Source organism: Actinomycetospora chibensis (assembly GCF_028737215.1).
GTDB classification, from domain to species: Bacteria; Actinomycetota; Actinomycetes; order Mycobacteriales; family Pseudonocardiaceae; genus Actinomycetospora; species Actinomycetospora chibensis.
Genome location: NZ_JAQZAM010000010.1, coordinates 56,425 through 77,592 on the forward strand (window position 1 = coordinate 56,425; position 21,168 = coordinate 77,592).

26 protein-coding genes, 1 pseudogene and 1 riboswitch are annotated in these 21,168 nt (G+C 75.0%); of the genes and pseudogenes, 10 read left to right on the forward strand and 17 right to left on the reverse strand.

Translation table 11 applies throughout. The annotated features are described in order from the left end of the window. Window positions 1–17 precede the first annotated feature (17 nt). Window positions 18–851: a bifunctional hydroxymethylpyrimidine kinase/phosphomethylpyrimidine kinase gene (gene thiD, locus PH189_RS16455; RefSeq protein WP_274189892.1), complete on the forward strand. Its 834-nt coding sequence runs from the start codon at window positions 18–20 to the stop codon at window positions 849–851. A 19-nt stretch (window positions 852–870) separates the two neighbouring features. On the opposite strand, the gene PH189_RS16460 is transcribed toward thiD (PH189_RS16455), so the two are convergent. Further along, the gene (locus PH189_RS16460; protein ID WP_274189893.1) at window positions 871–1,878 is read right to left on the reverse strand and encodes an NAD(P)H-dependent glycerol-3-phosphate dehydrogenase; all 1,008 of its coding nucleotides are present in this window, start codon (window positions 1,876–1,878) and stop codon (window positions 871–873) included. An 83-nt stretch (window positions 1,879–1,961) separates the two neighbouring features. On the opposite strand from PH189_RS16460, the gene thiD (PH189_RS16465) reads away from it, so the two are divergent. Continuing rightward, window positions 1,962–2,798, forward strand: coding sequence for a bifunctional hydroxymethylpyrimidine kinase/phosphomethylpyrimidine kinase (thiD, locus tag PH189_RS16465; protein ID WP_378015035.1), 837 nt, complete (start codon window positions 1,962–1,964; stop codon window positions 2,796–2,798). 31 nt (window positions 2,799–2,829) lie between these two features. Here the strand turns inward: thiD (PH189_RS16465) and PH189_RS16470 are convergent, their stop codons facing one another. Continuing rightward, window positions 2,830–3,801: a D-2-hydroxyacid dehydrogenase family protein gene (locus PH189_RS16470; protein ID WP_274189894.1), complete on the reverse strand. Its 972-nt coding sequence runs from the start codon at window positions 3,799–3,801 to the stop codon at window positions 2,830–2,832. Between the two features lie 42 nt (window positions 3,802–3,843). Here PH189_RS16470 and PH189_RS16475 point away from each other — a divergent pair, with 42 nt between their 5' ends. Together PH189_RS16475 and PH189_RS16480 are read left to right on the forward strand one after the other, a co-directional pair. Continuing rightward, window positions 3,844–4,683, forward strand: a complete 840-nt coding sequence (locus PH189_RS16475; RefSeq protein WP_274189895.1) for a hypothetical protein — start codon at window positions 3,844–3,846, stop codon at window positions 4,681–4,683. A 69-nt stretch (window positions 4,684–4,752) separates the two neighbouring features. Beyond that, window positions 4,753–6,039 carry a cytochrome P450 gene (locus tag PH189_RS16480; protein WP_274190084.1) on the forward strand — a complete coding sequence of 429 codons (1,287 nt, stop codon included), beginning with the start codon at window positions 4,753–4,755 and terminating at the stop codon, window positions 6,037–6,039. A gap of 90 nt (window positions 6,040–6,129) precedes the next feature. Here PH189_RS16480 and PH189_RS16485 read toward each other — a convergent pair whose 3' ends face one another. The 4 genes from PH189_RS16485 to thiO all read right to left on the reverse strand — a co-directional run bounded on the left by PH189_RS16485 (window position 6,130) and on the right by thiO (window position 8,555). After that, complete coding sequence (locus tag PH189_RS16485; protein ID WP_274189896.1) at window positions 6,130–6,330, reverse strand: hypothetical protein; 201 nt, start codon at window positions 6,328–6,330, stop codon at window positions 6,130–6,132. Window positions 6,331–6,336: 6 nt separating this feature from the next. Continuing rightward, window positions 6,337–7,098 (reverse strand): thiazole synthase, encoded by a 762-nt coding sequence (gene thiG, locus PH189_RS16490; RefSeq protein WP_274189897.1) that lies wholly within the window; start codon window positions 7,096–7,098, stop codon window positions 6,337–6,339. Further along, complete coding sequence (gene thiS, locus PH189_RS16495; RefSeq protein ID WP_274189898.1) at window positions 7,095–7,298, reverse strand: sulfur carrier protein ThiS; 204 nt, start codon at window positions 7,296–7,298, stop codon at window positions 7,095–7,097. The genes thiG and thiS overlap by 4 nt, the downstream gene beginning before the upstream one ends. Continuing rightward, window positions 7,295–7,402, reverse strand: a riboswitch (TPP riboswitch). It overlaps the preceding gene by 4 nt. A 19-nt stretch (window positions 7,403–7,421) precedes the next feature. Continuing rightward, window positions 7,422–8,555, reverse strand: a complete 1,134-nt coding sequence (gene thiO, locus PH189_RS16500) for a glycine oxidase ThiO (RefSeq protein ID WP_274189899.1) — start codon at window positions 8,553–8,555, stop codon at window positions 7,422–7,424. A gap of 47 nt (window positions 8,556–8,602) precedes the next feature. Here thiO and thiE point away from each other — a divergent pair. After that, window positions 8,603–9,247 (forward strand): annotated as a pseudogene (gene thiE, locus PH189_RS16505) (thiamine phosphate synthase); the annotation flags it as partial. A gap of 3 nt (window positions 9,248–9,250) precedes the next feature. On the opposite strand, the gene PH189_RS16510 reads toward thiE, so the two are convergent. The 5 genes from PH189_RS16510 to PH189_RS16530 form a co-directional block, all read right to left on the reverse strand. Then, window positions 9,251–10,156: a S1 family peptidase gene (locus PH189_RS16510; RefSeq protein ID WP_274189900.1), complete on the reverse strand. Its 906-nt coding sequence runs from the start codon at window positions 10,154–10,156 to the stop codon at window positions 9,251–9,253. A 108-nt stretch (window positions 10,157–10,264) separates the two neighbouring features. Next, complete coding sequence (locus PH189_RS16515) at window positions 10,265–11,446, reverse strand: hypothetical protein (protein WP_274189901.1); 1,182 nt, start codon at window positions 11,444–11,446, stop codon at window positions 10,265–10,267. Between the two features lie 231 nt (window positions 11,447–11,677). After that, window positions 11,678–12,343 carry a DUF3159 domain-containing protein gene (locus PH189_RS16520; RefSeq protein WP_274189902.1) on the reverse strand — a complete coding sequence of 222 codons (666 nt, stop codon included), beginning with the start codon at window positions 12,341–12,343 and terminating at the stop codon, window positions 11,678–11,680. 2 nt (window positions 12,344–12,345) lie between these two features. Next, window positions 12,346–12,786: a VOC family protein gene (locus tag PH189_RS16525; RefSeq protein WP_274189903.1), complete on the reverse strand. Its 441-nt coding sequence runs from the start codon at window positions 12,784–12,786 to the stop codon at window positions 12,346–12,348. 72 nt (window positions 12,787–12,858) lie between these two features. Continuing rightward, window positions 12,859–13,500 (reverse strand): TetR/AcrR family transcriptional regulator, encoded by a 642-nt coding sequence (locus PH189_RS16530; protein ID WP_274189904.1) that lies wholly within the window; start codon window positions 13,498–13,500, stop codon window positions 12,859–12,861. Window positions 13,501–13,603: 103 nt separating this feature from the next. Here PH189_RS16530 and PH189_RS16535 point away from each other — a divergent pair, with 103 nt between their 5' ends. Further along, entirely contained in the window at window positions 13,604–14,500 is an 897-nt protein-coding gene (locus PH189_RS16535) for an AurF N-oxygenase family protein (protein WP_274189905.1), read from the forward strand. Between the two features lie 27 nt (window positions 14,501–14,527). On the opposite strand, the gene PH189_RS16540 is transcribed toward PH189_RS16535, so the two are convergent. Further along, window positions 14,528–14,932, reverse strand: a complete 405-nt coding sequence (locus PH189_RS16540) for a hypothetical protein (protein WP_274189906.1) — start codon at window positions 14,930–14,932, stop codon at window positions 14,528–14,530. Between the two features lie 144 nt (window positions 14,933–15,076). Between PH189_RS16540 and PH189_RS16545 the strand changes: the two genes are divergently transcribed. After that, window positions 15,077–16,168 (forward strand): helix-turn-helix domain-containing protein, encoded by a 1,092-nt coding sequence (locus tag PH189_RS16545; RefSeq protein WP_274189907.1) that lies wholly within the window; start codon window positions 15,077–15,079, stop codon window positions 16,166–16,168. 19 nt (window positions 16,169–16,187) lie between these two features. On the opposite strand, the gene PH189_RS16550 is transcribed toward PH189_RS16545, so the two are convergent. From PH189_RS16550 to PH189_RS16560, 3 genes are all read right to left on the reverse strand, one after another. After that, window positions 16,188–16,982: an alpha/beta fold hydrolase gene (locus PH189_RS16550; protein ID WP_274189908.1), complete on the reverse strand. Its 795-nt coding sequence runs from the start codon at window positions 16,980–16,982 to the stop codon at window positions 16,188–16,190. A 54-nt stretch (window positions 16,983–17,036) separates the two neighbouring features. Next, complete coding sequence (locus PH189_RS16555; protein WP_274189909.1) at window positions 17,037–17,321, reverse strand: chorismate mutase; 285 nt, start codon at window positions 17,319–17,321, stop codon at window positions 17,037–17,039. Between the two features lie 324 nt (window positions 17,322–17,645). Next, entirely contained in the window at window positions 17,646–18,131 is a 486-nt protein-coding gene (locus tag PH189_RS16560; RefSeq protein ID WP_274189910.1) for a winged helix-turn-helix transcriptional regulator, read from the reverse strand. A 57-nt stretch (window positions 18,132–18,188) separates the two neighbouring features. Between PH189_RS16560 and PH189_RS16565 the strand changes: the two genes are divergently transcribed. From PH189_RS16565 to PH189_RS16575, 3 genes are read left to right on the forward strand one after another with little or no spacing between them, the layout of a single operon-like run. Then, a complete protein-coding gene (locus PH189_RS16565) occupies window positions 18,189–18,833 on the forward strand; it encodes a DUF6230 family protein (RefSeq protein ID WP_274189911.1) in 645 nt (214 codons plus the stop codon). A 23-nt stretch (window positions 18,834–18,856) separates the two neighbouring features. After that, window positions 18,857–19,240: a DUF6114 domain-containing protein gene (locus tag PH189_RS16570; RefSeq protein WP_274189912.1), complete on the forward strand. Its 384-nt coding sequence runs from the start codon at window positions 18,857–18,859 to the stop codon at window positions 19,238–19,240. After that, window positions 19,221–19,805: a hypothetical protein gene (locus PH189_RS16575; RefSeq protein ID WP_274189913.1), complete on the forward strand. Its 585-nt coding sequence runs from the start codon at window positions 19,221–19,223 to the stop codon at window positions 19,803–19,805. The genes PH189_RS16570 and PH189_RS16575 overlap by 20 nt, the downstream gene beginning before the upstream one ends. On the opposite strand, the gene PH189_RS16580 is transcribed toward PH189_RS16575, so the two are convergent. Then, a complete protein-coding gene (locus PH189_RS16580) occupies window positions 19,771–20,553 on the reverse strand; it encodes a methyltransferase domain-containing protein (protein ID WP_274189914.1) in 783 nt (260 codons plus the stop codon). The genes PH189_RS16575 and PH189_RS16580 overlap by 35 nt on opposite strands. Continuing rightward, on the reverse strand, window positions 20,550–21,107 hold the full coding sequence (locus PH189_RS16585) for an ArsI/CadI family heavy metal resistance metalloenzyme (protein WP_274189915.1): 558 nt from the start codon (window positions 21,105–21,107) through the stop codon (window positions 20,550–20,552). Before PH189_RS16585 ends, PH189_RS16580 begins: the two co-directional genes overlap by 4 nt. Window positions 21,108–21,168 lie beyond the last annotated feature (61 nt).

Genomic DNA, 21,168 nt, shown 5'->3' on the forward strand with positions numbered 1-21,168 from the left:
CGGGGTGAGCTGGCCGGGTGACCGCGGAACCACGCACCCCACCCGTCGCCCTCGCGATCGCGGGCACCGACTCCGGAGGCGGCGCCGGGATCACCGCCGACGTCCGGGCCTTCACCGCCTGCGGGGTGCACGCCGCCGTCGCGATCGCGGCGGTGACCGTGCAGAACTCCGTCGGCGTCTCGGGGTTCCACCCGATCCCGCCCGACGTCGTCGCCGACCAGATCCGCACGGTGGCGGGCGACATGGGCATCGACGCCGCGAAGACCGGCATGCTCGCCTCGACGGAGATCATCGAGGCCGTCGTGGCGGCCGGGGACGAGGTCGGGCTCGGGACGCGGATCCCGTTCGTCGTCGACCCCGTCGCCGCCTCGATGCACGGCCACCCGCTGCTGGCGCCGGACGCTCTCGGCGCGCTGCGCGACGACCTGATCCCGCGCGCCACGCTCGTCACCCCCAACCTCGACGAGGTCCGGCTGCTCGTGGGCGTCGAGGTCGTCGACGACGACACCGCGCGCGAGGCCGCCCGCGCGCTCGTCGCGCTGGGTGCCGGGGCGGCGCTGGTCAAGGGCGGGCACCTCGAGGGCTCGCCCGAGGTCGTCGACCTCCTGCTCACCGCCGACGGCACCGAGCACCGCTTCACCTCGCGGCGCCGGGAGACCAAGCACAGCCACGGCGGCGGCGACTCGCTCGCGTCGGCGGTGACCGCGGGCCTCGCGCGCGGGCTCCCGCTCGTCGACGCGGTCGCGCTGGGCAAGGCCTACATCACCCGGGCCGTCGAGCACGCCTACCCGCTCGGCGCGGGGCACGGCCCGGTGTCGGCGCTGTGGTCGGTGGCCGACTGGGAGCCGTGAGGGGCCCGGCCGTCGTGTGTCAGGCCGCCTCGTACTCGCTGCCCGCGGCGATCTTCTGCAGACCGCGGTAGGCCTGCGCGGGCGTGCGGCCGGAGTTGACGACGCCGTCGACCTCGACCGCGATGGGGGCGGCGACGTCGTGCTCCTCGGCGAGCTCGACGACGCTGCGCGCGGTCTTGACCCCCTCAGCGACCTGGGTCATCCCCTCGAGCACCTCGTCGATGCTCTTCCCGCTCGCCAGCTCCTCGCCGACCCGCCGGTTGCGCGACGCGCTGCTCATGCACGTGGCCATGAGGTCGCCGAGCCCGGTGAGCCCGGCGAAGGTGCGGGGGTCGGCGCCCATGGCCTCGCCGATCCGCGTCATCTCGGCCAGCCCGCGGGAGATCACCATCGCGCGGGTGTTCATGCCGACCCCGAGGCCGTCGCCCATCCCCGACGCGATGGCGACGATGTTCTTGAGGATGCCGCCGAGCTCGCAGCCCAGGACGTCGTGGTTGGTGTAGACGCGGAAGCGGGGCCGGGCGAACAGCGGCTGCAGGGCGGTGGCCACCGCGGTGTCCGGCGTCGCGATCACCGCTGCGGCGGCCAGCCCCTCGGCGATCTCACCGGCGATGTTCGGGCCGGCGAGCAGGCCGACCGAGTGCCCGGGCAGGACCTCCTCGAGGACCTGCGTGGGGCGCTTGCGGCTGTCCGGCTCCAGGCCCTTGGCCAGCGAGATCACCGGGATCCACGGGCGCAGGTGCGGGGACGCCTGGGTGAGCACCGCCCGCATGCTGTGCGACGGCACGCCGACGACGAGCACGTCGGCGTGCTCGGCGGCCTCCTGGAGGTCCGAGGTGGCCCGCAGCTTCGAGGAGAGCCGCCGGTCGCCCAGGTAGCGACCGTTGGTGTGCTGGGTGGTGATCTCCTCCGCGGTCTCCGGCGAGCGGGCCCAGAGCAGGGTCGGCGCGTTCGACGCGGCGAGGCCCGCGACCGTCGTCCCCCAGGATCCGGAGCCGAGCACGGTGACGCGGACGTCGCGGGTCATGGAGCCTCCTTGCGCGCGGGTGAGCCGGGCCACGCTAGCGACGCTGGTCCCGGCGGCGCGACGCCGTGTTCCGAAGGGTGAGGATGACCGCCGTGAACCCCACCCCGCCGCGCGCGCTGACCATCGCCGGCTCCGATTCCGGCGGCGCCGCGGGCCTCGAGGCCGACCTGCGGGCGATGACCGCCTGCGGGGTGCACGGGTGCGTCGCGGTCACCGCGGTGACCGTGCAGAACTCGCTGGGCGTGTCCGGCGTGCACCTGGTGCCGGCGGAGACGGTCGCGGCGCAGGTGCGCGCGGTGGTCACCGACATCGGGGTGGGCGCCGCCAAGACCGGGATGCTGGCCTCGCGGGAGATCATCGACGCGGTCGCGGACGTCGTCGACGAGGTGGGGATCGGGCGCGGACCGAGGCGCACGCCGTTCGTCGTCGACCCCGTCGCCGCCTCGATGCGCGGCGACCCGCTGCTCACCGAGGACGCGATGGAGGCGATCCGCACCCGCCTCTTCCCGCGCGCCGAGCTCGCGACCCCGAACCTCGACGAGGTGCGCCTGCTCGCCGGGATCGCGGTGACCGACGCGGCGACGGCGCGCGAGGCCGCCGAGGCCCTGCACGCGATGGGGCCGCGGTACGTGCTGGTCAAGGGCGGGCACCTGCGCGGTTCGCCCGAGGTCGTCGACCTCCTCTTCGACGGCGAGCAGACCTGGGAGTTCTCGGGGCCGCGCATCGACACCCCGCACGTCCACGGCGCGGGCGACGCCCTGGCCAGCGCGACCTGCGCGGCGCTGGCCCGGGGCCTGTCGATGCCCGACGCCGTCGCCTCGGCCGAGCGCTACATCCGCCGCGCCGTCGCCGAGTCCTACCCCCTCGGCGCCGGCGTCGGCCCGGTCTCGCCGTTCTGGGCGGTGCAGGCGCACGTGTGATGCGGCTCCGCCGCACGACGGCCCTCGACCCTCAGAGCTCGCGGATCGGTGCCCCGTCCGCCCACGCCCGGATGTCCTCGACCGCCTCGCGGAAGAAGACGTCGTAGGTGCCCTCGGTGACGTAGCCCAGGTGCGGGGTGAGGACGGTGCGCGGGGCCGTGCGCAGCGGCGAGTCGGCCGGGAGCGGCTCGGTGCCGAACACGTCGAGCCCGGCGCCGCCGATCGTGCCCGCGTGCAGCGCCTCGACCAGGGCGTGCTCGTCCACGATCGGCCCGCGCGAGGTGTTGACCAGCAGCGCACTCGGCTTCATCCGCGCCAGCTCGTCGCGTCCGAGCAGGCCCGTGGTGCGCTCCGAGAGCTTGAGGTGGATCGTCACGACGTCGGACGTCTCCAGCAGCTCCTCCTTGCTCACCGCGGCGACGCCGGCGGCGCGGGCGTCGTCGGGGTCGAGGTGCTGGCTCCAGGCGACGACGTCCATGCCGAAGGCCAGGCCGACGGTCGCGACGGGCCGCCCGAGGCCCCCGAGCCCGATCACCCCGAGACGGCGACCGGAGAGGTCGCGCCCCACGGTGTGCTGCCAGCGCCCCTCGCGCACGGCGCGGTCCTCGGCGGGGACGTGGCGGGCGAGCGCGTGGATCAGCGCCCAGGTCATCTCGACGGTCGGGGTGGACGGGCTGACGCCCCCGGTGCCCGACACCGTGACGCCGCCGGCACGGGCCGCCTCGACGTCGATCGCGGCGTTGCCCGGGCCCGTCGTCACCAGCAGCCGGAGGTTCCGCAGGCGGGCGAGGACGTCCGCCGGGAAGGCGGTGCGCTCGCGCATGGCGACGACCACGTCGTAGGGCTCGAGCGCGGCGACGACGCCGTCGGCGTCACCGAGGTGCTCGGCGAAGAACGTCACCTCGTCCGCCCCGAGGGCGTCCCAGTCGGCGTACGTGGCCGCGACCTGCTGGTAGTCGTCGAGCACGGCGACGCGACGGGATGGGCGGGGCGGGGTCGGCACGGGCCGGGTGTGCCCCGGGCGCCCCGGGGGCAGACACCCGCCGTGCGTCCCGAGGCCGGCGACCCGGTGCCCGTCCTGAACCCCACGCGGGCCCGCTGGCCGGTCTACGCCGAGCGGCCGCGGCGGCGGGCGCGCCAGTTCGTCGCCGACGTCGCCGTCCTCACCTGGGTCGCGGTCGTCGTCTCGGTCGCGATCCTGCTCTACGACGCGGTGCTGACCCTCCAGGGACCGGGACGCCAGCTCGGCGGGGCCGGCGTCCAGGTGCGCGACACCTTCGCCGGCGCCGCCGACACCGCCTCCGGGGTCCCGTTCGTCGGCGACGACCTCGCCCGCGCGCTCTCGAACGGCACCCGGGCGGGTGAGGGCCTGGTGGCCGCCGGGGACCAGGAGATCGCCGCGGTCGAGGCGCTGGCCTGGGGCCTGTCGTGGGCGGTCGCCCTGCTCGCGATCGTCCCCGTGGTCGTGGCGTGGGTGTGGCTGCGCGTGCGGTGGATGCTCTCGGCCCGCGCCGTCCTCCTGCTGCGCGACGGGCTGCGCGGAGGGGAGGCCGATGCCGACCTCCTCGCGCTGCGGGCGCTCGCCCACGCGTCACCGCGCAGACTCACCCGATCGGTGCCCGGTGCGGCGAGCGGTTGGCGTCAGGGCGACCCCCATGTGCTCGCGCGGCTGGCCGATCTCGAGCTCGCGCGGCTCGGTCTGGGCAGTCCGACCCTGGTCCGAGGCCCGGTCATGCCCCGGACGGTGGACGGCAACGGCGACATCGGGGACGATCCGGACAGCACGGCAGAGCGGTCGCCCGGACATCCTGCGGGGGGCGACCCCGACGGACGGTGGGGTGACACACCCCCTCCACCGGGTCCGACCGGGGGTTACACGGCCTAGCCTCGGTCCCCGGTCGGCGTCGCACCGGGCAGGGAGGGCACAGTGGACACGGTGGTGGACCGTTCACGACTGGCCGCACTGCGGTCGCGCGTCGTGGGATGGGCGGCCCGGCAGTACCTCGCGTGGCGTAGCCGCCGCGGCCTGGACCCGGTGACGCTTCTCCCCGACCACGCGCTGATGCCCCTGCGGCGCGAGGGCCTGGACCCGGTGCCGGCGTTGCGCGAGGCGCGCGAGGACGCACCGGTGCGGCACTTCCCGCTGCCCTTCGGGGTGACGGCGTGGCTGATCACCGGCCACGAGGAGGCGCGCGCCGTCCTCGGCCGCACGCGCGGGCTGTCGAACGACTTCGGGCACCTCGTCGGCCAGGCCGGCATCGAGGGCGGCCAGAACCCCGGCGGGCTGGGTTTCACCGACCCGCCGGAGCACACGCGGTTGCGCCGGCTGCTCACGCCGGAGTTCACCTACCGGCGTCTGAGCCGGCTCCGCCCCCGGATCGCCGAGATCGTCGAGGGCCGCCTCGACGCCATGACGGAGCTGGCGGCGGCGGGCGAGCCGGTGGACCTGGTGCGTGACTTCGCCACGCCCATCCCGTCGCTGACCATCTGCGAGCTGCTCGGCATCCCCTACTCCGAGCGCGACGAGTTCCAGGCGCTCTCCACCGCCCGGTTCGACCTCTTCGGCGGCGCGGGCGCGGTGTTCGACAACATCTCCGGCTCGCTGCAGTACCTGCGCGGCGTCGTCGAGCGGCAGCGGATCGAGCCGGGCGAGGGCCTGCTCGGGCAGCTGATCCGCGAGCACGGCGACGAGCTGGACACCGACGAGCTCGCCGAGCTCGCCGACGGCCTGCTCACCGGCGGCCTCGAGACCTCGGCGTCGATGCTGGCGCTCGGCGCGATGGTCCTGCTGCGCGACCCCGACAGCTTCGCCCTCGTGCGCGACGAGCCCGAGGCCGTGAACGGCTTCGTCGAGGAGCTGCTGCGCTACCTGACCGTCGTCCAGATCGCGTTCCCCCGGTTCGCCACCGAGGACATGACCCTCGGCGGCGTCGCGATCAGCAAGGGCGACGGGCTGCTCGTGTCGCTCTCGGGCGCCGACCGCGACCCGCGCCTGACCCCGGACCCCGAGCGCTTCGACCCCCGCCGCGCCCCGACGCCGCACCTGGCCTTCGGCCACGGCATCCACCGCTGCATCGGCGCCGAGCTCGCCCGCATGGAGCTGCGCGCGGCCTACCCGGCCCTCCTGCGCCGCTTCCCGGAGCTGCGCCTCGCCGACGACGCCGGCACCCTCGACGACCAGCCCTTCCGCACGACCTCGATCGTCTACGGCGTCGACGCCCTGCCGGTGGCCCTGAGCTGATCAGGGTGCCGTGTTGTCAGCATGGGGCCGTACCGACGATCCAAGACAGCACGCCCATAGGGTCAGAAGGCCCCCACGTCGTCGAGACGGTCAGCGACGGGTCCCGCCCACGACCGTGAACTCGGGCTCCCGCTCGGAGAGCGCGCGGTCGGAGGCAGCGATCCGCTCGGTGTCGATGAAGAAGTTCTCATGGTCGACGACGCGGCCCCAGCGTGTGCGCAGCACGAGCACCGCCCGGTTCTCGTAGAGGCGCGTGCCGTCGTCGGCGTCGGCGTGGTCGTCGAAACGCACCGAGCGCTACTCCACCGAGGGGCTCGACGCCTGGGCCCAGTGGCGGCGGGGGATGCGCCCGGCGCCGCGGGCCAGCCTGCCCGCCTCCACCCCCAGGCGCATCGCGTGCGCCATGGCCTCCGGGTCGGAGGCGCGGGTGACGGCGGTGGCGAGCAGGACCGCGTCGCACCCCAGCTCCATCGCCTGCGCCGCCTCGGACGCCGTGCCGATCCCGGCGTCGAGCACCACAGGCACCGAGGCCGCCGACGTGATCATCTCGATGTTGTGCGGGTTGCGGATGCCCAGCCCCGTGCCGATCGGGGCGCCCAGCGGCATGACCGCCGCGCACCCGGTGTCGGCGAGCTTCGCCGCGAGCACCGGGTCGTCGTTGGTGTAGGGCAGGACGGTGAAGCCGTCGTCGACGAGCTGCTCGGCGGCGTCGAGGAGCTCGATCGGGTCGGGCAGCAGGGTCCGCTCGTCGTGGACGACCTCGAGCTTGACGAGGTCGGTCTCCAGCGCCTCGCGGGCCATCCGGGCGGTGTGCACGGCCTCGGCGGCGGTGCGGCAGCCGGCGGTGTTGGGCAGCACCTCGATGCCGAGGCGCTCGAGCAGGGCCAGCACGCCCGGTCCGCCGCCGGCGTCGAGGCGCCGCATCGCGACCGTCGTCAGCTCGGTGCCGGACGCGACGAGCGCGCGTTCGAGCACCGCCAGGCCGGACGCACCCCCGGTACCCATGATCAGCCGCGAACCGAATTTGCGGTGGCCGATCACCAGCGGGTCCATGGTCATCCTCCCTGCACCGCCGTGAGCACCTCGAGGCGCGCGCCCTCGAGCAGCCGGACGGTCGCCCAGCTCGCCCGGGGCACGACCGCGCCGTCGAGGGCCACGGCCACGCCCCGCTCGGGCACGCCGTGCTCGGCCATCAGCGCGGCCAGCGTCGTCCCGACCGGCACCTCGCGGCTCTCGTCGTTCAGCCAGACGGTGGTCATCGCGTACCCCTCACTCCCTGCGCCGGCATGACCCGGATCAGGTTCGACGGTCGGGGCCCGGAGGCCCCCTCTCAGCCCCTGACGGGGCTCCCGTGGTGTCCGTTTCCACCGTACGCGCGGACCTCAGCCCGGCGCGACGGCCGAGCGGTCGGCCGCGGCCGCACGGGCCGCGTCGGGGAGGGGGTCCCCGCGCAGGGCGGCCGCCAACGCCCCGACCGTGACGGCGACCAGCAGCATCCCGTTGCGCCCGTGCCCGGTGGCGGCGAAGAGTCCCGAGGGCCCGACCGGCCCGAGCAGCGGCAGGTTGTCGTCCGTGCCCGGACGGAACGACGCGGCGGCCTCCTCGAGCGCGTAGTCCGCGACGCCCGGCAGGACCCGCTCGACGTCGCCGACGAGATCGCGGACCCCGCCGACGAGGACGTCGGGATCGAACCCGGCCTCGTACTGCGTCGCGCCGACCACCAGCCGCCCGCCCTCGCGCGGCACCGCGTACACCGGCCGCCCGCTGACGGCCGCGCGCACGGTGCGCGACGGCGGCGGCAGCGACGACCGGCGCGCCCGCACGCGCAGGATCTCGCCCTTCACCGGACGCACCCGGCCCTCGAGGACGGGGTGCAGCGCGCCCGACCAGGCGCCGGCGGCCACGACGACGCGGTCGGCCTCGAGCACCTCGCCGTCGAGCTCGATCCCCGTCACGCGGACCCCGTCGTCCAGGACCCGCGACACGGACCGCCGGGAGACCACCACCCCGTGCGCCCGGCCCGCGGCCTCGAGGGCGGCGAGCAGCGCGCGGTTGTCGACGGCGAGGTCGTCGGGGATCAGCAGCCCCGCCCGCACCGCGGGCCCCAGCGCGGGCTCGCGACGGCGCAGCTCGCGGCCCCCGCACCGCTCGACGTCGCGACCCCACGCGCGCAGGTGCTCGACGACGCGGTCGAGGTCGGCGACGTCCGCGGCGTCGACCGCCACCTGCACCGTGCCCTCGCGACGCAGCCCGACCGGGAGCCCGCCGTCGGCGGCGACGGCCTCGGCGAACCCCGGCCAGAGCGCCAGCGACGCCGCGCCCAGCTCGAGGACCTCGCGCTCCCCCGGCCACGCCTCGCTGATCGGCGCGAGCATCCCGCCCGCCACCCGCGAGGCCCCGGAACCCGGGTCGGGGTCGACGAGCACCACCTCGCCCGCGAGCCGGTCCCGCGCTGCGACCCACGCGACGGCGGCGCCCACCGCCCCCGCGCCCACGACGACGAGCCGGTCCGTCACGCCCGCCGACGCTACGCGCTAGCGTCGTGACGGTGAGTGCCACGCCGATCGCCGGAGCCGCCGGCCGCACCGACCGCCGCGCCCGCCTCGGGGCGGCGCGGCTGTACCTGTGCACCGACTCCCGCGCCGCGCAGGGCGATCTCGCCGAGTTCGCCGACTCGGCGCTGCGCGGCGGCGTCGACATCATCCAGCTGCGCGAGAAGGGCCTCGAGGCGCGCGACGAGCTCGCCGCGCTCGCGGTTCTGGGCGGGGTCGCGCGGCGTCACGGCGCGCTGCTGGCGGTCAACGACCGTGCCGACCTCGCCCTCGCCGCCGACGCCGACGTCCTGCACCTCGGCCAGGACGACCTCCCGGTGCCGTGGGCGCGCCGGGTGGTGGGCGACGACGTGCTGATCGGGCGCTCGACCCACGACGCCGACCAGGCGGCCGCGGCCGCCGCCGAGCCCGGCGCCGACTACTTCTGCACCGGCCCCTGCTGGCCCACGCCGACCAAGGCGGGGCGCCCGGCCCCCGGCCTCGACCTGGTCCGCGAGACCGCCGCCCGGGCCCCCTCCCGGCCGTGGTTCGCGATCGGCGGGATCGACGACGCCCGCCTCGACGAGGTCCTCGCCGCCGGCGCCACCCGCGTCGTCGTCGTCCGCGCGATCACCGAGGCCGACGACCCCGAGGCGGCGGCCCGCCGTTTGCGCACGCACTCACGAGGCGAGAGCCAATCCCTCGGCGCGCAGCACCTCGTCGATCGGCTGGTAGAGGCTCGTGCCGCCGGCGGTGGTGCAGTCGCCCGTCCCGCCCGAGAGCACTCCGAGCGCGGAGCTGCCGGAGACGAAGGGCCCGCCGGAGTCCCCGCCCTCACTGCACGCCGTGGTGAGCACGAGGCCCTGGACGGGGCCCGCCGCGTAGTTGGCGGTGACGTCGACGGCGGTCACCGTGCCGCACCGCCAGCCGGTGGTGGAGCCCGAGCGGCAGACGGCCGCGCCGACGGGGGCGGTCGCGGTCCCGGTGATCGAGCGCGTGCTCGACCCCTCGGCGGCCACCGACGGCGTCGCGCGCCAGCCGGGGCCCACGTCGACGACGGACCAGTCGCCGGTGCGGTCGAACACCGAGCTGCGCACGGGCCCGATGGGCACGTTGTTGGCGCCGGCGACCTCGCCGCCCCGCTGCGTGCAGTGGCCGGCCGTGACCAGGCGTTGCGCGCCGGAGGCGGCCGTCGCGGAGAAGCCCACGGAGCAGCGCCGCCCGGTGATCCGGATCGCGTCACCGCCCACGACGTCGTAGACGGGCGGGTCCGCGCGCGGCGTCGGCGCCGCGACGCCGTCGATCACACGGACGGCCGGGTCGACGGCGCGGGCCTCGTCCACCCACCCCGAGTCGCGGGCGTCGCGCGGGGTCGTGTTGAGCGCCAGGACGACCGAGCGGCTCGTCACGTCCACCCACCACGCGCTGACCGCCGTCGGGGCGCTGCGCTGCTCGGCGAGCGCGTCGATCGACTCCTTCACCTTCCCCAGCTCCGCAGGGGTCTCGGCCGGCGCCGCGAGCGCCGGGACCGGAGCGCCCAGCAGAGCGGCGGCGACGACCAGCAGGAGCAGGACCCGCCGACCCATCCACACCCCCGACTCGTCTGCCCGTTGGGCCGTTCGGCCTACAGACGCCGACGGCCGGACGAACGCTAGAACGTTCGTCCGGCCGTCGGTGGGAGATCACCGGAGATGTCAGCCGTTGGTGGAACCGCCTCCGGAACCCTGGCCGGCGGAACCGCCCCCGAGGTTCGGGAGGATCCCGTTCTGCGAGGTCCGCGGCGGCTGCGTGGTCGACCGCGTGGACGGCGCCGTCGTGGTGTCGCCGTTCGACGGAGCCTGCTGCTGCTCGGTCTCCTGGGTCGTCGTCGCGGTGTCCTGGTCGTCGGTGGACGACTCGGCCGGCGTGGTCGTGGCCTCGCTCGTGCCGGTCTCCTGACCGAACAGGCTCCCCACCGAGGTGCCGCCCGATCCGCCGGACAGCGGGTGCCCGGTGGCGGTCTCGACGCCGATGGTGGCGAGCAGGGCGATGACGAACACACTGGCCGCGACGCCGCCGAGCGTCACCCAGGTCTTCCAGCCGAGGCCCTTCAGCCCGGCCTTGAGGCCCGCCAGGGTGAACCGCGGACGCGCGGGTTCCGGCTCGAGCGGTGCGACCCGGGTGGCCGGGTCGTCCGGACCGCCGGGCCCACCGGGACCCAGGGGACCGACGGGCCCACCCGGGCCGGGACGCCCGGGCTGACCCATGACCGCGGTCGGACCGCCGCCGGGAGGCGTGCCGGTCTGGCGGCTCTGCGGGATGAACGTCGTGGGACGCACCTCGGTGGGCGCGGCGTTCGGGCCCGCGTTCGGGTCCATCCGCGGGTGCACCCGGGTCGGGTCCGCGAGCCCCTCGGCCCGCAGCGCGACTCGGCCGGGCGGCATCTGCGGCTGGCCCGGCTGACCGGGGCGCGCCGGCGGCGGACCGGTGGGGACGCGGCGGGTCGGGTCGAGCGGCGGCACGCCCGGGCGGCCCTGCGGAGGCGGCATCGGCACCCCGGGACCGGGCGTCGGTGGGGCGGCCATCGGCCGGCCACCCTGCACGCGGGTCGGCCCGGGCTGCCCCGGCTGCACCGCCGCCGCACCCGCGACACCGGCGACCTTGCCGACAGCGGCGGCGACGCGGGTGTTGCCGGCGCTCGTGACGACGAGCTTCTGCTTGACCCGGTCACGGGTGGCCTCGAGGGAGCGCTGGTACAGCGCCGACCCGACGGTACTGACGATCGACGCGACAGCGGCGCCACCGATCGTGCCGAGGACACCCATGAACGACCCGAGGATCGCCGCCGTGGCGGCCGCCAGCGCGCTGGCTGCGATCTGCGGGAAGGTCAGTCCCATTCCGGACGAGGCTGCGGCGGACTTCTCTTCGGAGGTCTTGTCGGACATGGCTCCCGGGCTGCACGGATCGGGGGCGGTCGGCGCCGTGTGAGGGCACCGGATGGCAGGTCGACATCACGTCGGCCACTACGGACGACGTCTCCCATCGTGCCTCGTTGTCCGTCGGTGAGAGCGTTCACCCACGGACGATCTGTGTCTCCACCGCTCGGCCCAATCGCTGGTCCGAAAGGCTCACGACTCGTGGACGACGGGACGCCGGGGTCCCGGGTGCCCGGGCGGCAGGGCCGAGCGAACCAACGGCCACGACGCTGCGATGCACGCCACGACGAGCGGCCAGGTCAGGGCCACCTGCGCGACCCCCAGGGCGACGACCTGGTCGGCCGCCCAGAGTCCCGTGAACACGACGACGCGCACCGCGTACTGGGCGACCCACACCCAGCTCGCCCGGCAGTACCCGCGCACGAGATCCGGGTCGCGGCGCCAGAGCGTCGGGTGGCCGGTGAGGGCGCCCACGACGAGCCCGAGCAGGGGCCAGCGGATCGCGATCGACACCAGCCAGGCCGCGAGGCTCCCGGCGTTGGCGATGATGCGGGGCAGGAAGAAGTCCTGTGCCCGCCCGGTGTAGAGGGCGAGCAGCGCCGCGCCGACGGCCAGCAGCAGCCCGACCGCGACCGCGCGCGGACGCTCCCCGCGCCGGTGGCGCCACAGGGCGACCCCGCCCGCGACGACCACGGCGGCGATCCCGCCGGCCAGCACCGACTGCGGCCGATCGAGTGCGTCCGCCGCGAGCCAGACGGCGACGAACGCCACCGACGGGAGCGAGGCGTCGATCGCCTGGCCCTTGCCACCGAGCAGTTCGGCGAGCGGGTTCGCCCCGGGACCCCGATCGTCGGGCACGTTCAGCCGGTGGTCTCCGGGGCGCGGCCCCGGCGGAGGAGCTCCGCGGCGAACGCGGGCGACGGCGTGCTCGGGCTCGACACCTCGACGAGCATGCCGTTGGGGTCGGTCACCAGCATCTGGCGGCGGCCGTGGAACAGGTCACGCGGCGGGGCGACCACGGGGATCCGCGCCCGGCGCGCCTCGGCGTGCACCGCGTCCACGTCGTCGACGAGGAACGTGAGGATCACGCCGGCGGGGTCGGCGCGGTACGGGGGCGGCACCAGCTCGTGGCCGACCGCCCAGATCGCCAGCTCGTGGGCCTCGTCTCCGTCGAGACGGGTGAGGGCCACGTACCAGTCGCTGTCGAACGCGACCTCGAAGCCGAGCAGCGCGACGTAGAAGTCACGCGTCTCGGGCAGCCGGTCGGACAGGACGGTGGGGAACGAGCGGCGCATCGCCATGCGTCGGATCCTCTCTCCGGCGGGGGCCCCAATCGTGGCGCACCGCCGCCGGGGACCGGAGCACGGGGCCGATCACGGACCGGCGACGGCGTCGGTCCCGAGCGAGGCGCGGATGACCGCCCAGCAGGACTCCGTGAGCTGGCTCACGAGCTGGTCGAGGCTCGCGCCGTGGGGCTCGTCGAGCCAGTGCGCGCTGGCCGAGTCGACCATCCCCACGAGCCCGAAGGCGAGCGGGTGGGCCACCGCGGGCTCGATCTCCGCGCCCAGCGAGCCGTCGACGAGCATCCCGGCGACGTGCGACGCGACGGTCGCGCGCACGTTGGTCGTCGCCGACTCGCCGCCCGTGCCGAAGGACGTGCGCTTGAGGTAGCGGTAGACGTTGCCGTTGGCGCCCAGCCAGCGCAGGTGCGCCCGCAGGGCCTTGGCGAGCATGTCGAACGGGCGTCCCGACGGACGCCACACCGGCTCGAGCTCGGCCACGAGCCGCTCGACCGAGCGCGCCGCGATGGCGCTCTGCAGGTCGTCACGGCCGTCGAAGTGGCGGTACAGCCCGGGCCGGGACACCCCGGCGCGCGCGGCGATCTGCTCGGTGGTGACCTCGGGACCGTGCTCGGCGATCGCGGAGCACGCGGCGTCGACGAGCTCCAGGCGCCGTGCCTCCCGGTGCCCGGCCCACCGCCGCGCCCGGCCGTCGGTGGTGGGCGTCTCGCTCATGGTCCGCCGAGGGTCCCACCGCCGACAGGACGGTACCAACTAGGCGTAACACCATGTATCCGTTACATTGCGTTGCACCTACCCGCGGCACGAGAGGCTCGCCATGACCCGCGCGCTCGCACCGACCGACCGGGAGCACACAGCCGCCCGACTCCTGGCGTCCTCGGCCCGCCACACCCTCGACCCGTCCCTCGAGGTCGACTGGGACGCCCCACTCGTCCCCGGCGGCTGGGGCATGCCGCCGGAACGGACCTCGCTCTACGGCACCGAGCTGTGGGACACCCTCGACGAGCAGCAGCGGATCACGCTCTCCGAGCACGAGGTCGCGAGCATGCTCTCGGTCGGACTGTGGTTCGAGGTGATCCTCATGCAGATGCTCGCCCGCTACGCCTACGACCTCGACCTGCGCGAGGGCCACGCCCAGTACGCGCTCACCGAGGTCGGCGACGAGACGCGGCACTCGGTGATGTTCGCGCGGGCCGTCACCAAGCTCGGGACGCCGGACTACCGCCCGCACGGCCTCCTGCACCGCTCCGGCGGGCTGTACGGCCACCTCGGGGCCGGGCCCAGCATGTTCGCGAGCGTCCTGGTCGCCGAGGAGACCACCGACCGCCTGCAGCGCGAGTCCCTGCACGACGAGCGCATCCAGCCGATGCTGCGCGCCGTGAGCCGGGTGCACGTCGTCGAGGAGGCCCGGCACGTGCGCTTCGCCCGCGAGGAGCTCGTCCGGCTCGTCCCGACGCTGTCGCGGGCGGCGCTCGAGCGGGAGCGCTGGCTGACCGCGCTCGTGTCGACGCAGGTGGTGAACGCCCTGGTCCAGGCCCGGGTCTACCGCTCCGTCGGGATCTCCGGGCGGGTCGGGCGCGCCGCGGCGCTGGCCAACCCGCACCACCTCGCGACCAAGCGCTTCATGCTGGAGAAGGTCCTGGACTTCCTGCGGGGCGTGGGCATGGTCGGCGGCCCGTCGGAGCTGGTCTGGCGGCGTGCCGGGCTGGTCTGAGTCAGCTCCGGGTCGGCCTGATCCGGGTCACCACCGCGCCGCCACCTGCTCGCTCGAGCGTCCGACGAGCACCAGCAGGCACCCGGCGAGGATCCCGGCGATCACCGCGCGGCCGCCGGAGTCGGGCGCGGCGAGGGCGACCAGCGCCGAGAACACCGTGACGCCCCATCCGAAGGCGGCCAGCCAGCTCGAGATCGGCCGCAGGCCGGCGACGGTCGTGGGGTCCCGGCGGGCCCGCACCGCACGCCAGCCGGCGAGCGCGAAGGCCAGGACCACGGCGACCACGATGGCGACCGTGCGCCCGGGGCTCGGCGGGACGAGGCCGACCAGGACCAGCGTGGCGACGGCGACGAGCAGCGCCGCCGCGGTGACCAGCCACCCGGCCCGGCGCACGCGCGCGGCACCGTCGTCGGAGGCCGTCCCGATCGGCATGCCGTGCAGGGTATCGCCGACGGGATCCCTTCGAAGTGCGCTCCCGGACGGGTGCCGTCGTGGGCTACCGTGACGGGCCGGTTGACCGCCCAGCCGCTGCACCCCGGTTGTCGCGGGAATGTCACGTGGGACGGAACCGGGATCGTGAGCACCGAGCAGCGTTCGCCCGGGTCGTCGGACGCCGTCGGCCTGGCCGACCTGCTCGACGGGCGGGCGCAGGTGCTGGCCCGCGAGGCCCGTCGCACCCCGGAGCGCGACCCCGGTGCCGGGCGGCCCCGGCTCGAGGCGGAGGCGGTGCCCCTCGGCGCCCTGGAACGGATGTGCGGGCACGCGCTGCAGGTCGCGGGCGCGGTGCAGTGGGCCCAGGTCGCGGTCGCCGTCCGGGGCGCGGCGCCGGTCGTCGCGTCGGCGGGCGACGTGTCACCGACCACCGCCGAGGCCCTGGCCCGCGGGCCCCGCGCCGCGGCGTGCCGATCGGGGACCACGGTCGTCGTCGACGACGTCGCCGCCGGCCCCCGGTGGACCGGCCTGCGCGACGGCACCCGGACGCCCGCCTCGCTGCTCGTCCTCCCGCTCCCCGGCGGCGACGGGGCCCTCACCCTGGCCGCCCACACGCGTGCCGCCTTCGACGCCGCGACGCGGGCGGTCGCCGCCGAGCTCGCCCGTCACGTGCACCGGCTCCTCACCCCGTCGGACACCCCGGCGGACGCGGAGACGGCGGTCCGGGCGCGCGACGTCGTCGTCGCGGCCCGCGCGCTGCTCTCCCGCCATCACGGGATCACGCCCGACGCGGCGTTCGACGTGCTCCTCGAGCGCGCCACCGGTGCCGGCGCCTCGATCCTGGCGTGCGCGGAGAAGGTGGTCGACGAGCTCACTCAGGAGCAGGCCGCCGCGCCGGTCCATCCCGCCGAGCCCGCGAACGTGCGCCGCGCCCTCGCCTACCTCGAGGAGCACGCGACGGAGGACGTCGACGTCGCCGACGTCGCCGCGGCCGCCGGGCTCGGCACCCGTGGCCTGCAGATGGCGTTCCGCCGCTGGCGTGCCACCACGCCGCTGGCCCACCTGCGCGACATCCGGCTGGCCGGGGCCCACGAGGAGCTGCTCGCCGCCGACTCCCGCGACGGCCGGACCGTCGCCGACATCGCCTCGCGCTGGCGCTTCACCCACCCCGGGCGCTTCTCCGTCGCCTACCGCCGGTGCTACGGCTGCTCGCCCAGCGAGACGCTGCGCGCCTGAGGGGCGAAGGTTCACACCGTCAGAGACTCTCGGTGAACCGGAGGACCTCGCCGGTGAACAGGTCGGTCCCGGTGTCCATGGCCACGTGGCCCTGGCCGGCCATGACGACGACGCGGGAGTCCGGCAACGCCTCGTCCAGGGCCTCCGTCGCCCGTCGCAACGCGGGCGAGCTCTCGCTCCCGGTGAGCAGCAGCGTCGGCACTGCGAGCTCCCGGAATCGCTCCGGGTCGAACCGGTACGCCTTGGCCGCACGCAGCTCCCGCGGGATCGTGTGCGCGGTGGCCATCCGCGCGCGCCACACGGGCAGGAACCGCGTGGACTGAACCACCTCCGGCGGCACCCCCGCGACCTCGCGCGCCATGGTCGCCACCACTCCGTCCCGGTCCCCCGCCCGCAACAAGCTCTCGAGTCGCTCGAGGACCTCGGGAGGGTTCATCTCCGCGCCCGCCGCCTCGAACGGGGGCTCGTAGAGGACCAGCGCCCGGACCCCGGAGCTGATCAGGGCGGCCTCCAGCGCGCACAGCCCACCGTGCGACTGGCCGAGGAGGATCACCGGCTCCCGCAGCGAGTCCACCACGGCGGCCACGTCCTCGAACTCCCGCTCGATCGCATAGTCCTCCGCGTCACCGCTGCCGCCGCGGCCGCGGCGATCGATCGCGCAGACCGTGTGGTGCGGCTCGAACGCCGGCAGGACGGGAGCCCACCGGCTGTGGTCCGCGGATGTCCCGTGCACCAGCACGAGCGGTGGCCCGTGGCCGCTCCGCCGGTAGGCGATGGGCGTGCCGTCGCGGGACGTGACCGTCACCTGGTCCATGGCCCCCTCCTGAGTAACGTGCCGCCCTTCCCGCCCCCGCTGCGGGACCCGCCCCTACGCGGGGTTCCCGCGGGCGCGGTGCTCCCCGAGCTCCAGGGCGATGAAGGCGTCCACCATCGCGGCGTAGGTCGCCGCCACCACGTCCGTGTCGGCCCCCTCGACCTCGGCCCGCTCGCGCACGCGGGCCATGAGGGCGGCGCGCCGGTCCGGAGCCCGCACCGCCGCGTCGTCGGCCTTGAACGCGGCCGCGGCCCGGACCTGCTCCTGCCGCTGCGCGAGCAGCGCCACGATCTGGTCGTCGATGCGGTCGATGGCCGCGCGGACGTCGTCGAGGGACATGCGTCGCGATGGTGCCCGAGATTTCGCGGATCGTCGCCGGCTCAGCCGTCCCGAGCCGGGGCGGGCGGGCGCCGGTCGAGGATCATCTCCGGCATCGGGCCGGGCGGCGGTTCCGCGAGGTCGGGACCGTAGATGTTCATGACCGCGCTCCGGCGAAAATCATCGACATCAGGCGCTCCGTGGTTTCGCCGTTCAGTCCCGCCGAGCGTGACAGCGCGCCGAGCGGGCCGACCCACCTTCACTCGATCTGCGCAGTGCCCTGAGCAGCACTTTCACCCTCGTGCCGGAGGGCGAGCCATGTCCTGATCGTCCACATGCCACGAGCTAGGTCGGTCGACCCCCGGCAGTGGTGCTCATGGCCTCGCGGGCAGGGCCGGGTAACGCCGTGACGTCGGCGGGTCCGACCCGGTCACCGCAGCTAATGCATGTGAGGCGGGTGTGGACGGCGCCGCCGCACCCGGTGTGCACGAGAAGGCGGGTGGGCCCGTCGGGATGCGGGTAGTACCGCTCGCCCCACTCCAGGAGTCGCGCGAGCACGTCCAGCAGTTCCGCGCCCTTGGCGGTGAGCCGGTACTCGTAGCGCTCGGGGTGCTGCTGGTAGAGCTCGCGTTCGACGAGGTCCTGCTCTTCGAGGTGGCTGAGCCGGCGGGTCAGGACGCTGCGGGTGACTCCCAGGCTGTGCACCAGGTCCTCGAACCGCACCTCCCCGAGGAAGAGATCGCGCAGGATCAGCAGCGTCCACCGCTGTCCGACGACCTCGAGGGCGCGTGCTGCCGCGCAGACCTGCCCGTCGTAGTCACTGCCCAGCACGACCGCGAGTCTAGACCCCGAGTCGCGTGACGAAACGCACTCGCTACAGTGCGTCGCATGAACGAACCCGCCACGGAGCAGCTCGAGATCGGCCGCTCGGGCGAGCCTCCGGTGGGCCACACGCGTCGCACGCGTCTGCTGGCGCTCTCCGGCCTGGGGATCGTGCTGATCGCCGGGCTGCTCCTCGCCATGGCACAGGGGGCCATCGCGGCCTCGTTCACGATCGCCGGAGTGGCGGGCAAGCTCTCCGCCGATCGCTTCGTCGCCCAGGGCGTCGCCCAGTATCCCGCGGTGCAGAACACCGAGGAGGCCGCGGTCCCGGTGTTCACCTCCGGGTTCCGGCAGGCGCAGGCGGCGAACTTCTGCTTCTCGGTCCCGGTGGTCGACCTGGCCGGTGTCGGACCAGTCGTCCTGCGCATCACCACCCCGGGCGCCGAGGGGTTCCAGGCCGACAACCTCCTCACCACCGCCGAACAGATCGACGGCGACCTCGTGCAGCGCAACGTCGAGCTCGGCCGCGATGCCGGCGAACTGGACAAGGGACCGGCCGAGGCGACGGGCCGGCCCGGTGGGTTCGGCCTGCAGTCCGACACCCTCGAGGTCGACAACATCCGCATCATCACCCGCTCGGTCACCGCCGGCACGTTGCGGCTCAACCAGGTCCGGATCGCCATCAGGGCCCAGGAGCGGGAGTGCTACTGATGGCCCCGTCGACGCGCCCAGCGATGTCCGCAGACAGGTTCCGCCGCTGGCGGCGCACCCGCCCGTTCTGGGGCGGGCTGGGCATCCTGGTCGGCGCGGCCGTCGTGCTCGCCATCCCGTTCGTCACCCTGCGCATCGGCGAGATCACCGTGTCGCTGTCCACCCCGGGAGGCTCCGCCGCCACCCTGGTCGCCGCGGTACTGGCCTGCTGCGGAGGCGCCGCCTGGTGGCGCCCGGAGTTCAAGACCGCCGCCGGCGTCGTCGCCATGATCGCGGCGCTCGTCGCAGTGGTCACCACCAACCTGGGTGGACTGATCATCGGCAGCCTGCTCGCGATCCTCGGCGCGGCAGCGACGCTGGCCTGGACCCCGGCCCCCCGCTCACCACGTGCCGACTCCCAGCGCTGAGCTCCCGGGCCGCTGGAACGCGACCTGCGCGCGGCTCGCCATCTGCGTCCTGCTCCTGGCCATCGGCCTGCAGAACGACACCCCTACCGCGGACGCCACCGAAGCTGCCGCACCCCGCCCCGCGTCAGCGGCCGAGTTCGCCCTGACCGCCGCCGAGATCACCATCGACGGCCTGCGCATCGAAGGGACCGGTCCCGCACCCGGTGACTCGCAGCAGCGGACCGCCCTGCGCCTCAGCGCACTCCGAGCCCTCGCCCGGCAGCTCGCCGTGCAGGCCCCCGCGCCGGCGGGACGGCTCGCGATCACCTGTCCCGCGGACTGCCTGGTCGCCGGGCGCCCCGCCCGGCTCTACGTCCTCGAGCTCACCGCCACCCCGGTCGTCGCGGGCATCCCCACCGTGCCCATCACCCTCTCGCCGACCTTCCCGCTCCCGCCGCCGGCAGCACTGGGCATCCTCCAGCTCCCCCGACTCACCTTCCGCGACCTTCGCGCCCGACTGACCCTGGTCACCAGCGACCTCGTCGCGACCCCTACGACACGGATCGACCTGCTCCCTCGCGGCTGACCCCGGGGCGAGAGGCCTGGATGATCGCCGACCAGACCGTGGGAGCGGCCTCGTGGGTCGCCGTGACCGTGATGTCGGTGAGGCCGGCGCGTTCGAGCTGCGCTCGGTAGTCGCCGACGGGCACGACCCCGGTGATCGCTCCGACCGTCGCAGCGGCCCGCGCCTGGTCGCGTGGGTCGGCATCGTCATCGCCGACGAGGTCGGACACGCCGACCCGGCCGCCGGGTCGCAGGACGCGGGCGATCTCGGCGAACACGGCCGGCTTGTCGACCGACAGGTTGATGACGCAGTTGGAGATGACCACGTCGACCGATGCGTCGGGGAGCGGGATGGCTTCGATCTGGCCGCGGAGGAACTCGACGTTGGTCGCACCGGCCTCGGCGGCGTGCCGGCGGGCGAGGTCGAGCATCTCGTCGGTCATGTCCAGGCCGTAGGCGAACCCGTCGGGCCCGACGCGGCGGGCGGAGAGCAGCACGTCGAGGCCGGCGCCGGAGCCGAGGTCGAGCACGGTCTCCCCGGCCACGAGCTCGGCGACCGCGAGGGGGTTGCCGCAGCCCAGACCGGCGGCCCCGGCGCCCGGGAGACCGGCGAGCTCGGCGGGGTCGTAGGCGTCGCCACACATGCCGGCGGGGTCGGCGTCGGAGCAGCTCGGGGTGCGGCCGGCGCGGACCTGGCCGGCCGCGGTGGCGTAGCGGGCGCGGACCCGCTCGCGTGCCGCGGCCGACCCGTCCGCGTGATCGATGGTCACGCGACGCACCCGCAGCCGGCAGCGGTCTTGGCCTCGGTGACGGTCACCCCGGGCTCGGCCGCAGCCTCGTCGTGCGAGCAGCACGCGGTGACCCCGCAGCACGCCGAGGCTCCGACGCTCTCGCTCCCGGCGTCGCCGGTGGCGTCGTCGGGCATCGTGCCGAGGATCCCGGAGGTGCCGAAGTCCTGGGAGTCCTCCTTGACGGTGTAGACCTCCCACGGCTCGTGGCCGGGTCCCCGGACCCACACCTTGTCCTGACGGGCGTAGCAACAGGTGGCGTCGTCCTCGACCTGGGTGAACAGGCCCAGGGACGACAGTCGCTCGGTGGCGTCGTCGACCTCGTCGGTGGACTCGACCTCGACCCCGAGGTGGTCCATCACCGTCGGCCGGTCGGCCTCGCCCTCGAGGAGCACCAGCTTCAGAGGTGGTTCGGCCACCGCGAAGTTGGCGTAACCGGGACGGCGCTTGGCCGGCTCCACCCCGAACAGCGAGCTGTAGAAGCGGATCGAGCCCTCCAGATCGGAGACCCGCAGGGCGAGCTGCACACGGGACACGACGTCCTCCTCGAACTCCTCCGACATCTGCTTTGACGTCGGTCTAATCAGAGGTTGCTCC

Coding starts and splice junctions, on each gene's coding strand:
- PH189_RS16460 (WP_274189893.1), bottom strand. CDS start 1,878: ATGACCCGCGACGTCCGCGTCACCGTGCTCGGCTCCGGATCCTGGGGG.
- thiD (WP_378015035.1), top strand. CDS start 1,962: ATGACCGCCGTGAACCCCACCCCGCCGCGCGCGCTGACCATCGCCGGC.
- thiG (WP_274189897.1), bottom strand. CDS start 7,098: ATGACCATGGACCCGCTGGTGATCGGCCACCGCAAATTCGGTTCGCGG.
- thiS (WP_274189898.1), bottom strand. CDS start 7,298: ATGACCACCGTCTGGCTGAACGACGAGAGCCGCGAGGTGCCGGTCGGG.
- PH189_RS16510 (WP_274189900.1), bottom strand. CDS start 10,156: ATGGGTCGGCGGGTCCTGCTCCTGCTGGTCGTCGCCGCCGCTCTGCTG.
- PH189_RS16515 (WP_274189901.1), bottom strand. CDS start 11,446: ATGGGACTGACCTTCCCGCAGATCGCAGCCAGCGCGCTGGCGGCCGCC.
- PH189_RS16525 (WP_274189903.1), bottom strand. CDS start 12,786: ATGGCGATGCGCCGCTCGTTCCCCACCGTCCTGTCCGACCGGCTGCCC.
- PH189_RS16530 (WP_274189904.1), bottom strand. CDS start 13,500: ATGAGCGAGACGCCCACCACCGACGGCCGGGCGCGGCGGTGGGCCGGG.
- PH189_RS16535 (WP_274189905.1), top strand. CDS start 13,604: ATGACCCGCGCGCTCGCACCGACCGACCGGGAGCACACAGCCGCCCGA.
- PH189_RS16540 (WP_274189906.1), bottom strand. CDS start 14,932: ATGCCGATCGGGACGGCCTCCGACGACGGTGCCGCGCGCGTGCGCCGG.
- PH189_RS16550 (WP_274189908.1), bottom strand. CDS start 16,982: ATGGACCAGGTGACGGTCACGTCCCGCGACGGCACGCCCATCGCCTAC.
- PH189_RS16555 (WP_274189909.1), bottom strand. CDS start 17,321: ATGTCCCTCGACGACGTCCGCGCGGCCATCGACCGCATCGACGACCAG.
- PH189_RS16565 (WP_274189911.1), top strand. CDS start 18,189: ATGAACGAACCCGCCACGGAGCAGCTCGAGATCGGCCGCTCGGGCGAG.
- PH189_RS16570 (WP_274189912.1), top strand. CDS start 18,857: ATGTCCGCAGACAGGTTCCGCCGCTGGCGGCGCACCCGCCCGTTCTGG.